This is a genomic window from Streptococcus sp. HMSC078D09 (assembly GCF_001813675.1).
GTDB lineage: Bacteria > Bacillota > Bacilli > Lactobacillales > Streptococcaceae > Streptococcus.
This window is the reverse complement of the sequence record NZ_KV813650.1, coordinates 249,524-263,131: the sequence shown is the minus strand read 5'-3', so window position 1 is coordinate 263,131 and position 13,608 is coordinate 249,524. Positions and strand designations below refer to the sequence as shown.

The window sequence follows — 13,608 nt, the reverse complement described above, 5'->3', positions numbered from 1 at the left end:
TGTCAGTCATATTTTGAAATAATACCGATAGCTTGTTTTGATTCAGCTATCGGTACATAGTTCTCTTTACAAACATTCTATCTTTTTTTAATTGCTAAAGAGTCCTTTTGTATTTAGGTTTTGTTCCAGCATTATCTTAAATGCATTCAAGTAATCTTTGACAGGTTCTTTCTTTGATGTTTTTATACCTATGTTATTTGAAACAAAAACATAGGCTGTCATAAGAAATTCTGCTGTTTCAGATGGATATTTTACAGAAAATACTTTTTCTGAGATGCCTTGATTTATTATCCTCTCAAAATATATAGTCAGTTTTTCAATGAGCTTATGGGATAACTTATCTAACATATAACGATTTTCTTTAAGATCAACCGTCTTTTGTAACTCAGTTCCCTCCGCTGAAACGTTATCTGTAGAGATTATTGTGGCATCTATAAAGGCTCTTATTTTTTCAATAGCAGTTTTGTCGTCATCATTGACAATCACATGAATATCTCTCAATAATTTCTCTGAATATCGTTCCACAAGACAATATAGAATATCTTCTTTGTTCTTAAAGTGATAGTATAACAAACCTCGTGATATATTTACCTTATCGACTATATCCTGAGTTGTTGTGTTCGCATATCCTTTCTCCATAAAGAGGAGCATAGAAGCATCCATAATCTCAGCCCGTCGAATTTCCGGATCTTTTACATCTCGCATTTTATTCCTCCTGATTATAAATTATACTGCTCTACTGACAAATTGTCAATTATAAAATTATCTTTTTGAGGATAGCAAAAAATCCTTGACACCAAGGCTTTTTCGTCAACATTTTTTTCTAAGCTCGTACAAGCAGTGATACTGCCTCAACGTGTGCTGAGAGCTTTCTTCTATACTAATAGACGAAAGGGTGTGAAAATGATTTTTAAATGATACTGTGGAACGGAACAGTAGCCCTAGTATTGACTACTGTCGTTTCTATTCATATTGGCTATTCTAGGACTGAGATGAAAAAATCTATAAATGCTCAGAATAAAATTGAACCCGCAAATCTCCCCAAAACAATGGTGAGTCATGTACTTGTATTATTCCGAAAAAATACACCTCTGGTGCAGTGAGACAAATTGGTGTATCTTATAGTGGCTTCGTAGATGAAAGCTATACTCTACTATCACTCTTTGATGATGTAGAACAAATTGAAAAAGATAATAGACTTCAGACAGCTATTGATGTTGTCAGAGAACAGTTTGGTTTTTTAGCCATACAAAAAGGAACCGTCCTAACTGAAGGTTCCAGAAATATTGAACGCAGTAAACTTATCGGTGGTCATTCCGCGGGTGGATTGGAGGGATTAAAATGAAACAAGAAAAAAATACAGTACAATTTTCAGAAATCCGTAGCAAAGGATGTAATGATATTGAAATGCTTGAAAGATTTTTACATGGAATCGTTGAAACAGCAACTTCAAAACTTCGTCAGAGAAAACTCAAAACAACTGAAATATCGATACGACTAGTACATGCTAAATCTGAAAACCGATTACCATTGGAATTTACATTTAGCATTAAGCCAACAAGCTCATCTGTGATAATCTATACTGAGGTAATCAATCGCTTTAAAGAATGTTACACAGGTGGGGGAATTCAAGGTTTTACGATTCAATTTGATAAAAATACCCTTGCCTCTGCATAGAAAGGATTTGATATGATTGACCGTTCATATTTACCATTTCAATCAGCAAGAGAGTACCAGGATACAAAGATGCAAAAATGGATGGGCTTTTTCCTATCTGAACATGCATCAGCACTCTCTGATGATACAAACAAAGTAACGTACATGTCTGACTTATCACTAGAGAAGAAATTATTACTCCTCAGTCAAGTATACGCCGGGCAGCTACGCACACGCATTCAAGTGATTAAAAAAAACAAGCGTGTTTCCTACACTGGAACAATACCAAGTCTGACCAAAGATTTCATTTTGATAAAAACTACAACAGGTCACATCAATTTGAAATTAAAAGACATTATTAGTATTGAACTTGTCGAGGAGGTGCTCTATGAATCAGCTTGAGTTTCAGCGTAATCACCTACAAATGGACTATTATAGCGAGAGCTACCAAGATTTTGAACGTGACTTCTACCGCTACTCTAACATGAATATTCCATTGACCTTCCTAACTGATGATATCCTAAAAACAATGGCGACTTCACGTAAGAATTACTTTGTCCTCAATAAGGAAAAGTCCAGAGATAACCGCGATCACTTCTTCATATTTGAAGTAAGTACCGTAGATGAGAATCCGCTAATCTATCATTATACATATAAGAAAACTACAATATATTTAGCAGAAAAATAGGAGCAGTTCAATTGACTGTTCCTATTTTTAATATTCATAAAATCTAAAGTCTTTATACTCTTTAACAATGGAGTCGCCAACCAGAACAGACTATACTGACCAGCGACTACCTTAAATTTAATGTTTCAGATTTATTTTCTTATCTCTAATTTCATAAACTACATCTGCTACATTTTCGAGTAATCGTTTATCGTGGGTGATAAACACGATAGTTCCGGTGTACTCCTTCATTAGTATTTCCAAAGCCTCTAAACTTGGTATGTCAAGGAAGTTACTGGGTTCATCCATTATTAGGATGTTATATCTACCCATGAGCATTTTAGCAAGCAACAATTTTATAATTTCTCCACCGCTTAAAACAGATAAACTTTTTCCAATATCGTTCTGTTTGAACCCCATAGATGCTAGCACTGAACGAATTTCTGATATATTGTAGTCACAATCCTTCTGCATAAACTCCATAACATTCTGATTACTGTTGTACTTGTAACCATTCTGTGCAAAGTAACCTATTTTTGCCTTAGGCGAAATAGAAATTCCTTCTTCATGGTTTAAGATCATTTGGATTAAAGTTGTTTTTCCGATTCCATTACCACCAGTTAACGCCACTTTTGCTCCTAACGGAATTTGAAAAGATGCATTTTCAAACAGAGCCTTATCCCCAAATACTTTATTAATTTCTGCACCGACTATAGGGTATGGATTATGGAGCTCCAATGCTTTACTTTGCCTGAAACGAATTCTGCGAATGCCTTCCGGAGCTTCTACTTTTCCTAAGGCCGCAATCCTGTGCTCTAGGGTTTTAGCAGCATTATACATCTTTTTTTCCTTACTTCCTATTGATTTTTGATGAGCTAAACGCCCTCCGTCTTCAGTACTTTTTTTCTTTGAAGAACCTTTTGCCTTCTGTTCTATTTTACGAGCCTGTTTTCGCTTTTCCTCCGCAGCCCTTTCCAATCGGGCACGTTCCGCAATAAATTGTTCGTATTCTGCAGCTTGGCTCTTACGTTCTTCCTCTTTCTGACGAAGATAATCAGAATAGTTTCCCCAATACTCAGTGATTTTGCCATCTTTCAGTTCCCATATTTTATCTACTATTTCATCAAGAAAATAGCGGTCATGGCTAATAACTAACAGTGCACCTGTAAAATATTTTAGCTGTCCTATTAGAAAATCAATTCCTTCACGGTCTAAATGGCTCGTAGGTTCATCCGCTAAAATACCATGAACCTGTGCCGATAAGGCCTGTGCTATTTTAAGCCTTGTTTCTTCACCACCGCTCATAGTCTGTATATTTAATTGCTCAACACCTAGCTTGCCTACAAGTGCAAAATCTTTTTCCTCCTGCAGAGTTACTTCGTCCAACTGGGGAATATAGGCAAGTTCACCCAGACGATTCATTTTACATCCTGGGGGAGTTAATTCTCCTAAAAGTACCCTGAGTAAAGTGCTTTTTCCAGCACCATTTGCTCCTACTAAACCAATACGGTCATAATCATATACTTCTAATTCATTTATATCTAAAACATCGCGTCCTTTGAATTCCACACGAATGTCTTTTGCTTTTAATATTAATTCCATAACATTTCCTCCTGTCTATAATCGCATGCTTTCATTTGCTTGTATGCAGGGAAAACCCTGCGATTTTAGCAGGAAGAGTTACATGAAAATAAGATACATAAATATTCCTCCAATATTGTTTATTTTAAATCTAATTTTCTAACCTCAGTTATCATTTGGCAAACTATAGCAATGCCAATAATTAAAATACCTGATAGTAAAAACCAATGATTTACACCGATTTTATCAGCAAAGAATCCAGAAAGAATTAACCCAATTGGCATAGCAAGTGACATGATACTTCCGATCAAAGAAAATACACGTCCTAAATATTCAGGCTTAATTTTCTCCTGAAAAAGAGCTGTTTGCACACCGCTATAAAATGGCACCGAAAGCCCCATTATTGCACAGCAAACTACGAATATTACAAATCCATTTGGAGGAAGTATTCCCGAAACGGCTAAACTGGTCCCCATTATAAAAAATGAACTTGTTATTAGTAATACATGCTTTTCGAAGCCCCCTAATCTTCCTAATAATAAGCCTCCTGCTAGCATCCCAAATGCAAAGGAAATTTCCGTAATAGAAATATGCACAGGCGTTCCATTAAAGTGTTCCATGCTTATTAAAGGAAATAGTGCATTGATTGGCATATAAACAAAAGTATATAGTGTTCCTAAGAGTAATAAGGCAAACAATCCTTTGTTTTGTCTCAGAACCACAACTCCTTCTTTCATCTCCCTTATGAAATTTGGTTCTAAACTTTGCACTTGATTACCCAGCTTAGGTATACGTACAATTGCTACCGTAATAGATGCAATCACAGCACCCAATACGTCGATGGCAATAATAGCATTTAAATCCCAAACGGAGTATAAGAGTGCTGCAACTGCCGGACTAACAATATAGCTTATAGACTGCAAAGACTGACTATAGCCTGCGCATTTCGTTAGCTGTTCTTCTGGTACTAAAAGTGGTGTAACCGCATTGAGTGCTGGGGTATGAAAAGCTGTTCCAATGCTACGGATAAACAATACTATCATAATCATCCAGACAGGTAGCTCCATACAGAATGCAACAATAGCAAGCACTGCACCAGCTGCTGCGATAATTAAATCGGCACCAATCATTATCTTCTTCCTATCATGACGATCCACTAGCACACCAATGGCAGGTCCCAAAATCGCATAGGGTAAAAAACCTACTAATGAAGCCATAGACAAGACCATCGCAGATCCTGTTTTTTCTGTAAGGTAAAAAATAATCGCCATTTGCAGGATGGCACTAGTGATTAATGATACTGCTTGCCCTGCCCATATTGCATAAAATTTTCGTTTCCAATTGTTGTATTTTTCCATTTATATTATCTCCTGCATATTATTTTGCTTGAATTTCTATTTTGAATAGCATTCTAGGCAATAAAAAATGCAGGCCAAACCCCACAATGTGGCTTTTGGTCTGCATACATACAATTTGGAAACATTCATATTAAAGACATAGTTAAATAAAGGTATAGTTAAATAACCAATATCCTCACCGTAACTAATGAATGCTCAATATCGTATAAATAAGCACAACAAAAAAGCCTATCATCGGGTATAGATTCTGCTTTTTTTATTGCCAGCTTATCTTAAACGCATTGAGGCTGTCATAGTTTCGGTTCCTCCTACATCTTTGTTTATATCAATTTATAGTATAACACAACAAGATGATATGTTCAATATAAAAGTTATGGAATGAGACTCATACTTCCAATTCGATGCCAGATTTAAAGGATATGACGAAGTTTTCTTCATAGACTGTAACGCTCTGGATTATCTTCCTTAGTAGCAAGCGATTAGCTTTCACAAAATCTTCTGTTTGTAGTTTTAAAAATTCATCAGGATTTTCTAACTCAACCTCAAAATATTTCATTTTACATTCCCTCATTTCATTTATTGATAAATTGAGTTTGCAAAAAAGAGTGGACAATTTTTGTCTACTCTTAACCTTTAAAATAGTTTTTTTTAATCGATTTGAAGTTGCCTAAATTATTACTTATTCGGTAAAATGAAGTATTGCTTTCAACAGATTTCCTTCAACTACACTTCACTTGATTCAAACAAGGTGGGTACATTTCTATTCCCACAAACTCCTTGTCAATGGAAACAAACACGTACCCACAGGGTAAATGGAAATAGAAACTGATAATTTCTAGCTATCACTTCTATTCATTCCAAAAATTTTCTCACTCTGATACTTACCCACCATAAAGCAAAAAGCCTTGCAATCAAGGCTTTCATTATCCCTTTCGTTCAAAGGTTTCTAAGCTTTTACGAGCAGAGCGACACACTCAGCGGTTCGCTATCTCCGTTCTGTCTGCGTGCTAGCACTTGTCAATCACGGACAGCTATCGCATGGGCGGAAGTAAATGCTAATCTTCGTCGTTTTACTCCTTGACTAGCAAACTTACCGCCTCAACATGGGTTTTAGAGGACTAAATGGAGACTGAATTGCCTGATAGCGATGTAGTATTGATTAAGCAATCAACAAATAATGTACAAAACAAAAATAAAGTACACTGCTTAATGAGTGTACTTTATCCTTCTAATTCAGTTTTATCAATGGTTTAGATCTAGTTAAGTCGATTAGTTAAATGAATTTAGGCTATTGCTTTTTATAACGACTATAAATTGTATGTTCAATGCTATAATTTATCTTCCGAATCTACTTCTTCATAATTTATCGGAATTAAAGCAACTTCACTGCTTATAGTAGATTGTTTTTCATTTTCACTTATTTGAATGGCATTTTTGAGTGAAAAAATAACTTCTCTTACAAGATTTAATAAATCTAATGCAAACTCTTGAAGTTCAAATTCAGTTAGATACAGTCTGGTTTCATTATTATCTTCATTATCTTCACTTCCATTAAAAATATTCAATGTTATATTAGTAAATCTGTGCTCTAAATAATTTCTAATAATTTTCAATCGCTTTGAGTTTGGATTAGCTGTTAAAGAATTATCACCATTATCAAAATCTTTCTCTATCCAAAATATAGATGACAGACCAATATTCTTATCCAACATTTTATTTAAATCACTATTTGATCTCCAAATTGAATGGAAATTTACTTGTCGAGTTTTAATTTTTAAAGAATAATATTCATTTATAAACATAGCTACTTTATCTAATAATGAATATAGTGTTTTAAAAGATGCTTTTAATCCTTCAACTCGGATAGAGTATTGTACATAGTCTAGACAATCAATAAGATAAACATTCTCATCAGCATAATGAACCGAATCAATTTCAATGCTATTAAAACAGAGATAACGCGCATAAACATATTCTTGCTTAATTTGATTAAACATAGAAATATATTTGTTTAAATCTTTATCCGATTGAAATAATAAACTTGGTAGTAAAAGATTATCATCATATCTATTTATATCGTCAGCTTGTAAGTCATTAAGTGGATTAAGATACAGCCCGTTATTCCAACACCATTCGCGATACTTTTGTGAATTAGGATTATAATCGATGGTTTTACAAGAGCATTCATCTAAGTCTTTATAATTAAGATATTGTTCGTAAAGTTCAATAAATCGCTTTTCTGCATAATCAACTCTGTTTGGATCTGAAACAGTTATGCTTGTTTCTATTAAATTTTTAATTTTTTTAATAAAGTGGAGGTGTTCGTTATCATTCAAAAAATTACGATAATGATCTAGACAAATAGCCAAGTTACCACTAGCCATTGTGAATCTTGGATTGATTTGTATACATTTACAATACATCTTAATAGCTAACTGCTTTCTACCACAAGCATCTAATAAATTTGCGTAATTAGTGTAAAGTGAACATAATAATGGGAAAACAAACCTACTGTTCTCAGAATTTATATCAACGTTATTTGAAATTTCTATAGCTTTTCTTAAGTAATAAATTTGTTGAACTGTAAAATCGGTATCTATGTTGAAAACTAAGTTATCACTTAGTTCAAATATATCAGCGTATGCTGTCCCAATAGAATAAAATAATTGAATTTTGGAAATATCATCAATAGTGTTTTCCATATTTTTTCCAAATTCTATTAGTCTATAGATTTCCTCTATATTTTTATGTTTAAAAGCATTATCGAAATCCATTGACAATTTAAGTACACTATGATTAATTGGATTATTTGTTAACATCTTCACCCCAAACTAAATATCTCGATTTTAAATTTGATTTTCCTTTATTTTCCTGTTCTTCAACTAACATATCAGATAAAAACTCTTTTATCATGTCCCAATTAAAATTCTCTTTAAATCCTCTACTACCATCAGAAGGAACATTTAATGAAAATGTTGCAAATACGGTTTCACAAGTTCTTCTTGGAAATTTTGCTAAGTAAGAATCAAAAAATGAATTTGAATACCTATAATGATGGCTATGAATAAAGTCTTTCCATGTATTTAGCATAGTCTCTTCGTCTATAATATCTATTACGGAAACTTCTTCAAGTGGTCGGTCTTCAATATTTCCCCATGCTTTTTTCATTAAATTAACAGCATCTACATCGCTCTTAGGAGCACTGTATCCAAAAATAGTTAACATATATGAATGATCGACAAAGTAATCTAATGCTTTCCAACACCAATTTATGTATCCATCGGAAGAATAGTCTTTGTTTTTTACGGGATACAATAATTTTGTTGGATTTAATTTTTTATAACATGTTGGGCAATAGTAATCTACTGTTCCAAACTCAGTATGTTCTTCACAAAAACCGACAGCTACATTCCCATGTAAACAAAGAATTTGTGGCAGGTTCAGAGTAATTTTTGAACAGCGAACATAAGCTTGTATAAGTAAAGGGTCCCAATTAAACGTAGCTATGCAATCTTTATTAGTTAAACTTAATATTAAAAGATCATAAATTGTTGGTTCATCAGGTAACTCCAACGAAGCAAAATAATCATAGAGTCTTTCTTCTAGTTTTTTAACTATTTCGGAGCACTCTTCTCTCTCAAATAATTCTGAATAGATATCTTCTAAATTTTCGCTCTTTGTCTGTAATTCAACACCAGCAAGAATTTCTTCTAAATTTAGTTTTTTTAGCAATCCATTCATAACTGAAGAACTTTTGCCGTTTTTATCACCATCTGGAATTGCTGCAATAGTAGCACCAGCACCTAGAATAACTGTGTGCGATCTCATGTCATTTCTCCTGAAAGTCTTTTGACACTATTATACCACTGTATCTACTTTATTTATGCTTCAAATACTAATCTTATAACTATAAATATTTTAAATAAAATGTACAATTGAACCACCACTTCTTCTACCGTTACTAGAGTAAAAAAATGTACAAATCAATTTCTTCGATTAGCTGATATTATGCACTAGCAAACATACAAAATACCATTCCAAAATAATGTACAAAATAAAAATAAAGTACACTTTTTAAAGAATGTACTTTATGCTTCTAATTTAGTTGTATCAATGGTTTAGGTCTTGTTTGGTCAATTGTACATAAACTTTTAGTTTTACAATCAGCAAATCACATGGATCTACTGATTATTTTCTTTTCTAACTTATTTTTCTACATATTGAAATGAAATCTTGCTACCACAGAGCCAATTATAGACTCGATCATTGACTTGAACGTTCATGGCTTCGTGGGCATATTCTGGCATGATTAAATGCTCTTTTGGACATTCTAATCGATTATAAATGGCAAACTGTGTTTCAGGATGACAGACATCATCATCTAGCCCGGTAATCATGTGAACTTGTCCTTTGATACGATGGGCAAAATTTTTTACATCAATATAGGCCAAAGTCTGCATCAAACGATCTTCGGTTTCGTGGAATGGATCATGGAACTTGAAATAACGGAAAAGCTCGTCATAGGCCTCGCTGGTGTTCCCGATCTCTAATACACGTCTGAAATCCGATAAAAATGGATAAATGGCTACCGTTCGTTGTATACGAGGATTCAATCCAGCAGCAACCAGGGCCAGGGCACCGCCTTGAGAGGCTCCGTAGCTGGCAAGTTTGCTGTCATCTACTTGAGGAAGGCTGGCTACAATTTCAATTAACTGGTAAAGATCTAAATAGACATCCTTATAAAAGAGCTGGTCCGGACCTTCCACGGCGCCACGGATAATCTGTCCTTTTACCGTATTTCCAAGTGGTGAACGATCTCCGTCGGTTGAAAAGCCCGACTGACCTCTTACATCCATAGACACAACACCATAGCCGGCTACTGTATAAGCCAGCATGTCAGCCCAATCCCAACAACGGCCCATATAGCCATGAAAATGGAAAATAACGGGAACCTTTTGATCCGTTTTTGGGAAAACAACCCGCGCATAAACGGATCCATCTCGTGTTCCTTTAAAGGTTAATTCATAACAAGCAACATTTGGAATGCTGAAATCTCGTTCTTCAAGCTTGTATTCAGGCAGTTCAGTCATCTTTGCTAGGGCTTGATCCCAAAAGGTATCAAAATCTGCGGGAACCTCATCTCGTCCCTTATAATCTTTCATTGTTTCTAATAATTTGGGATCTTTCATAAAATCCTCCTTAAGTATGTGTAATCGCTACCAAAAATGTACCATATTTACTTAAGGATTGCAAGAGACAAATAAAAATTACATAACCGAAATTATGTAATTTACTTATAGATTCAAAAATAGACTTAATTGTTTCACTAGATCTGGATTAGTGGGTAAAGCTGAATGATGAGCCTTGCGTCCTTTTAAATTTACTTCTGTATAGGCTTGTTTCTCAAAAATAGATTGTGCTGCTTGTGCACTAGAAAGGGGGACGATCCCGTCTGATTTCCCAGCAAAGCTACCGACAAAGTTAAGGACCTCTACTTCTTTATCTAATCGATGCTTCCATTTTTGAAAATCTTCATACATTTCTTGATTGAATTGGTAAGGACTGCCAATAATAGCGAGCTTCCTTACGGTCAGTTTTTTCTTTTCTAAAAAGCCACTTTCCAATAAACCAGTCAAAACTAGTCCACCATTGGAGTGCCCGACTGCCTTGAACTCTGTAAAATAATAGTGATCAAGGAGATAGGTTAAAGCAATTTTAAGGGATTCGATTTGCTGCTTGATATTGCTGTAGCCATCTCGATTATTCTCAAAGCCAATCACAATCATAGGGTTTGGCTCTTTTGTATTTAGTCTTCCTTCCATCTCTATAGAATCATCTTTATTGACCTTTATTTTTAAGAGACTTTGCTTTTTTCTAGAAAAGCGATGGAGCATGCGGATGGTTCCGTTGAATCGCTGGATACTGGCTGAACTCCCAGGTACAAAGATAATCGGTCTGATCGGAGGTTTCTTTGACCCTTTTGGGAATTCAAAGGGCTTGCTGTGCGAAGAAAACAATCTTGCAAAGAAACGAATGACTTGTTGAAATAGTTTTTTTAACATGTTTTCTCTAGTAGTAGTTTCTAAAAGAACCCAGAACAGTGTGTTCCAGGCCCATATTAGAAACGATTATTTCCGTTTTTTCTTATTCTTGCGCATTTGTTTGGCCATCTTGTTCATCGCCCGTTTCATCATAAATTCGCCGGCTTTTCCTTTGAGACCACCACCAAACATTTGGCTCATATCAGGCATTCCAGCGCCTCCACCAAGAGCTGACAAGTCAGGCATGCCACCTTGTCCCATCATACCTTCGAGGGCAGACATATCAGGCATGCCACCAGGCATATTCTTCGGCATGTTATTTGGATTAAGCCCCATTTGTTTCATCATCTTGTTCATATCGCCAGAGAGGACGCCTTGCATCATCTGTTTGGCTTGGTTAAAGTCCTTGATGAATTTATTGACTTCGACAAAGCTATTTCCTGAACCAGCAGCAATCCGACGTCGACGGCTTGGATTCAAGAGATCTGGATTTTCCCGTTCAGCTGGGGTCATGGATGATACGATCGCACGTTTGCGAGCAATTTCTCGTTCATCAACCTTGAGGTTCTTCATAGCTGGGTTGTTGGCCATACCTGGAAGCATCTTGAGCAGATCTTCCATTGGTCCCATATTTTGAACCTGGTCTAATTGATCGATGAAGTCATTGAAATCGAAGGTATTTTCCCGCATTTTTTCAGCGAGTTCAAGAGAGCGTTTCTCATCGTATTCTTGAGAAGCCTTCTCGATCAGCGTCAGCATATCCCCCATACCGAGGATCCGACCAGACATACGGTCTGGGTGGAAGGTTTCGATATCAGTGATTTTTTCACCAGTACCAGTGAATTTGATTGGCTTCCCAGTAATCTGACGGACAGAAAGGGCTGCACCACCACGGGTATCCCCATCGATCTTGGTCAAGATGACCCCGGTCACTTCGAGCTGTTCATTGAACTCACGCGCCACATTGGCTGCCTCTTGACCAATCATAGCATCGACAACCAAGAGGATTTCATTTGGCTCGGCAAGGGCTTTGACATCCCGCAACTCGCCCATGAGTTTTTCATCGATTTGCAGGCGACCAGCCGTATCGATCAAGACATAGTCATTGTGGTTGGCTCTTGCTTGCTCCAAACCTTGACGAACGATCTCTACTGCAGGGACTTCTGTACCAAGTGAGAAGACAGGGACATTGATCTGTTGACCAAGGGTCTTCAACTGGTCAATGGCTGCTGGACGATAAATATCGGCCGCAATCATCAAAGGACGTGCGTTTTCTTCCTTGACCAATTTGTTAGCTAATTTCCCCGCAAAGGTTGTTTTACCAGCCCCTTGAAGACCGACCATCATAATAATGGTTGGAATCTTTGGAGATTTGATAATTTCTGCTGTTTCTGAACCTAAAATCGCTGTCAATTCTTCATCAACAATCTTCACGATTTGTTGGGCAGGGTTGAGGGTTTCGATGACTTCATGCCCTACAGCCCGTTCGCGGACCCGTTTGATGAAGTCTTTTACAACAGGAAGGGCAACGTCGGCCTCTAAGAGGGCTATACGAATCTCTTTGGTTGCCTCTTGGACATCCGCTTCAGAGATTTTCCCTTTCTTACGAAGATTTTTAAAGACGTTTTGTAAACGTTCGGTTAAACTTTCAAATGCCATTATTTTCTCCTATTTTTTCAATTCAGTGGAAATCGTTCGAAATGTTGCAAACATTCTAGTTCTTCGGGTGTGACTTCTTTCATGATTTCATTTGGATATCCCCAACAGCTAAAACCTATTTGCATAGCTTTGGAGATATCATTGGGCGAGATAATCTGTAGTCGAGTAGGAAATACTTCCTCTGCTACTAATAGTTTGCAAGGTATTCCTTGATAAATGACGAGACTGCCCATAATCACTCCCGATTGTCAATGCTTGATAAAATTTCAACCTGCTCTTGTAGAAAAGTATCTTCCGGATAGCGTTCTAAAATCTGATCAAAAATCTGGCTGCGTACAATGTAGTCCGAGTACATGTGCAATTTCATCTCATAATCCTCTAGGATTTTCTCCGTCCGCTTGATATTATCATAAACAGCTTGACGGCTCACTCCAAACTCTTCTGCAATCTCAGCCAAGCTGTAGTCATCTGCGTAATAAAGCTCGATGTAGTTCATCTGCTTGTCCGTCAAGAGCGCTGCATAAAACTCAAAGAGCGCATTCATTCGGTTGGTTTTCTCAATTTCCATACCTTTCATTATATCAAAAAAGCCCGCTAAAGACTAGCGGGACTTGATGCTTTTTGAGCTTGAAGTAAGAGGATTCAT

General features: G+C 36.2%; 15 protein-coding genes. 4 read left to right on the top strand and 11 right to left on the bottom strand.

The annotated features are described in order from the left end of the window. Positions 1–87: 87 nt before the first annotated feature. Positions 88–705, bottom strand: a complete 618-nt coding sequence (locus HMPREF2926_RS01335) for a TetR/AcrR family transcriptional regulator (protein ID WP_009664199.1) — start codon at positions 703–705, stop codon at positions 88–90. Between the two features lie 394 nt (positions 706–1,099). Between HMPREF2926_RS01335 and HMPREF2926_RS01325 the strand changes: the two genes are divergently transcribed. From HMPREF2926_RS01325 to HMPREF2926_RS01310, 4 genes are read left to right on the top strand one after another with little or no spacing between them, the layout of a single operon-like run. Further along, on the top strand, positions 1,100–1,345 hold the full coding sequence (locus tag HMPREF2926_RS01325) for a hypothetical protein (RefSeq protein WP_001813542.1): 246 nt from the start codon (positions 1,100–1,102) through the stop codon (positions 1,343–1,345). Continuing rightward, positions 1,342–1,677: a DinB/UmuC family translesion DNA polymerase gene (locus tag HMPREF2926_RS01320; RefSeq protein ID WP_000806926.1), complete on the top strand. Its 336-nt coding sequence runs from the start codon at positions 1,342–1,344 to the stop codon at positions 1,675–1,677. Before HMPREF2926_RS01325 ends, HMPREF2926_RS01320 begins: the two co-directional genes overlap by 4 nt. A 12-nt stretch (positions 1,678–1,689) precedes the next feature. Continuing rightward, on the top strand, positions 1,690–2,058 hold the full coding sequence (locus HMPREF2926_RS01315) for a hypothetical protein (protein WP_070586208.1): 369 nt from the start codon (positions 1,690–1,692) through the stop codon (positions 2,056–2,058). Next, a complete protein-coding gene (locus tag HMPREF2926_RS01310) occupies positions 2,045–2,344 on the top strand; it encodes a DUF5960 family protein (protein WP_001072467.1) in 300 nt (99 codons plus the stop codon). The genes HMPREF2926_RS01315 and HMPREF2926_RS01310 overlap by 14 nt, the downstream gene beginning before the upstream one ends. A 117-nt stretch (positions 2,345–2,461) precedes the next feature. Here HMPREF2926_RS01310 and msr(D) read toward each other — a convergent pair whose 3' ends face one another. From msr(D) to HMPREF2926_RS01260, 10 genes are all read right to left on the bottom strand, one after another. Then, positions 2,462–3,925 carry an ABC-F type ribosomal protection protein Msr(D) gene (msr(D), locus tag HMPREF2926_RS01305; protein WP_000420313.1) on the bottom strand — a complete coding sequence of 488 codons (1,464 nt, stop codon included), beginning with the start codon at positions 3,923–3,925 and terminating at the stop codon, positions 2,462–2,464. A gap of 119 nt (positions 3,926–4,044) precedes the next feature. After that, the gene (mef(A), locus tag HMPREF2926_RS01300) at positions 4,045–5,262 is read right to left on the bottom strand and encodes a macrolide efflux MFS transporter Mef(A) (protein WP_000417519.1); all 1,218 of its coding nucleotides are present in this window, start codon (positions 5,260–5,262) and stop codon (positions 4,045–4,047) included. A gap of 385 nt (positions 5,263–5,647) precedes the next feature. Further along, positions 5,648–5,818, bottom strand: coding sequence for a hypothetical protein (locus HMPREF2926_RS01295; RefSeq protein WP_000873143.1), 171 nt, complete (start codon positions 5,816–5,818; stop codon positions 5,648–5,650). 772 nt (positions 5,819–6,590) lie between these two features. Continuing rightward, positions 6,591–8,081, bottom strand: a complete 1,491-nt coding sequence (locus tag HMPREF2926_RS01290) for an LA2681 family HEPN domain-containing protein (RefSeq protein ID WP_009664121.1) — start codon at positions 8,079–8,081, stop codon at positions 6,591–6,593. After that, entirely contained in the window at positions 8,068–9,090 is a 1,023-nt protein-coding gene (locus HMPREF2926_RS01285; protein ID WP_036757376.1) for a hypothetical protein, read from the bottom strand. Before HMPREF2926_RS01285 ends, HMPREF2926_RS01290 begins: the two co-directional genes overlap by 14 nt. A 377-nt stretch (positions 9,091–9,467) precedes the next feature. Beyond that, complete coding sequence (locus HMPREF2926_RS01280) at positions 9,468–10,451, bottom strand: acetylxylan esterase (RefSeq protein WP_070586207.1); 984 nt, start codon at positions 10,449–10,451, stop codon at positions 9,468–9,470. A 105-nt stretch (positions 10,452–10,556) separates the two neighbouring features. Then, complete coding sequence (locus HMPREF2926_RS01275) at positions 10,557–11,324, bottom strand: alpha/beta hydrolase (protein WP_070586206.1); 768 nt, start codon at positions 11,322–11,324, stop codon at positions 10,557–10,559. Between the two features lie 66 nt (positions 11,325–11,390). Then, positions 11,391–12,962 carry a signal recognition particle protein gene (gene ffh / locus HMPREF2926_RS01270; protein ID WP_070586205.1) on the bottom strand — a complete coding sequence of 524 codons (1,572 nt, stop codon included), beginning with the start codon at positions 12,960–12,962 and terminating at the stop codon, positions 11,391–11,393. A gap of 17 nt (positions 12,963–12,979) precedes the next feature. Continuing rightward, entirely contained in the window at positions 12,980–13,195 is a 216-nt protein-coding gene (locus tag HMPREF2926_RS11255) for a hypothetical protein (protein WP_031573261.1), read from the bottom strand. A 2-nt stretch (positions 13,196–13,197) separates the two neighbouring features. Then, positions 13,198–13,530 (bottom strand): putative DNA-binding protein, encoded by a 333-nt coding sequence (locus HMPREF2926_RS01260; protein WP_003001435.1) that lies wholly within the window; start codon positions 13,528–13,530, stop codon positions 13,198–13,200. Positions 13,531–13,608: the final 78 nt, after the last annotated feature.

What these genes read in the sequence shown, in the direction of transcription:
- HMPREF2926_RS01275 (WP_070586206.1), bottom strand. Translation starts at nt 11,324, where the DNA reads ATGTTAAAAAAACTATTTCAACAAGTCATTCGTTTCTTTGCAAGATTG.
- HMPREF2926_RS01295 (WP_000873143.1), bottom strand. Translation starts at nt 5,818, where the DNA reads ATGAAATATTTTGAGGTTGAGTTAGAAAATCCTGATGAATTTTTAAAA.
- HMPREF2926_RS01320 (WP_000806926.1), top strand. Translation starts at nt 1,342, where the DNA reads ATGAAACAAGAAAAAAATACAGTACAATTTTCAGAAATCCGTAGCAAA.
- HMPREF2926_RS01260 (WP_003001435.1), bottom strand. Translation starts at nt 13,530, where the DNA reads ATGGAAATTGAGAAAACCAACCGAATGAATGCGCTCTTTGAGTTTTAT.
- HMPREF2926_RS11255 (WP_031573261.1), bottom strand. Translation starts at nt 13,195, where the DNA reads ATGGGCAGTCTCGTCATTTATCAAGGAATACCTTGCAAACTATTAGTA.
- HMPREF2926_RS01280 (WP_070586207.1), bottom strand. Translation starts at nt 10,451, where the DNA reads ATGAAAGATCCCAAATTATTAGAAACAATGAAAGATTATAAGGGACGA.
- HMPREF2926_RS01290 (WP_009664121.1), bottom strand. Translation starts at nt 8,081, where the DNA reads ATGTTAACAAATAATCCAATTAATCATAGTGTACTTAAATTGTCAATG.
- HMPREF2926_RS01310 (WP_001072467.1), top strand. Translation starts at nt 2,045, where the DNA reads ATGAATCAGCTTGAGTTTCAGCGTAATCACCTACAAATGGACTATTAT.
- HMPREF2926_RS01315 (WP_070586208.1), top strand. Translation starts at nt 1,690, where the DNA reads ATGATTGACCGTTCATATTTACCATTTCAATCAGCAAGAGAGTACCAG.
- HMPREF2926_RS01285 (WP_036757376.1), bottom strand. Translation starts at nt 9,090, where the DNA reads ATGAGATCGCACACAGTTATTCTAGGTGCTGGTGCTACTATTGCAGCA.
- HMPREF2926_RS01335 (WP_009664199.1), bottom strand. Translation starts at nt 705, where the DNA reads ATGCGAGATGTAAAAGATCCGGAAATTCGACGGGCTGAGATTATGGAT.
- ffh (WP_070586205.1), bottom strand. Translation starts at nt 12,962, where the DNA reads ATGGCATTTGAAAGTTTAACCGAACGTTTACAAAACGTCTTTAAAAAT.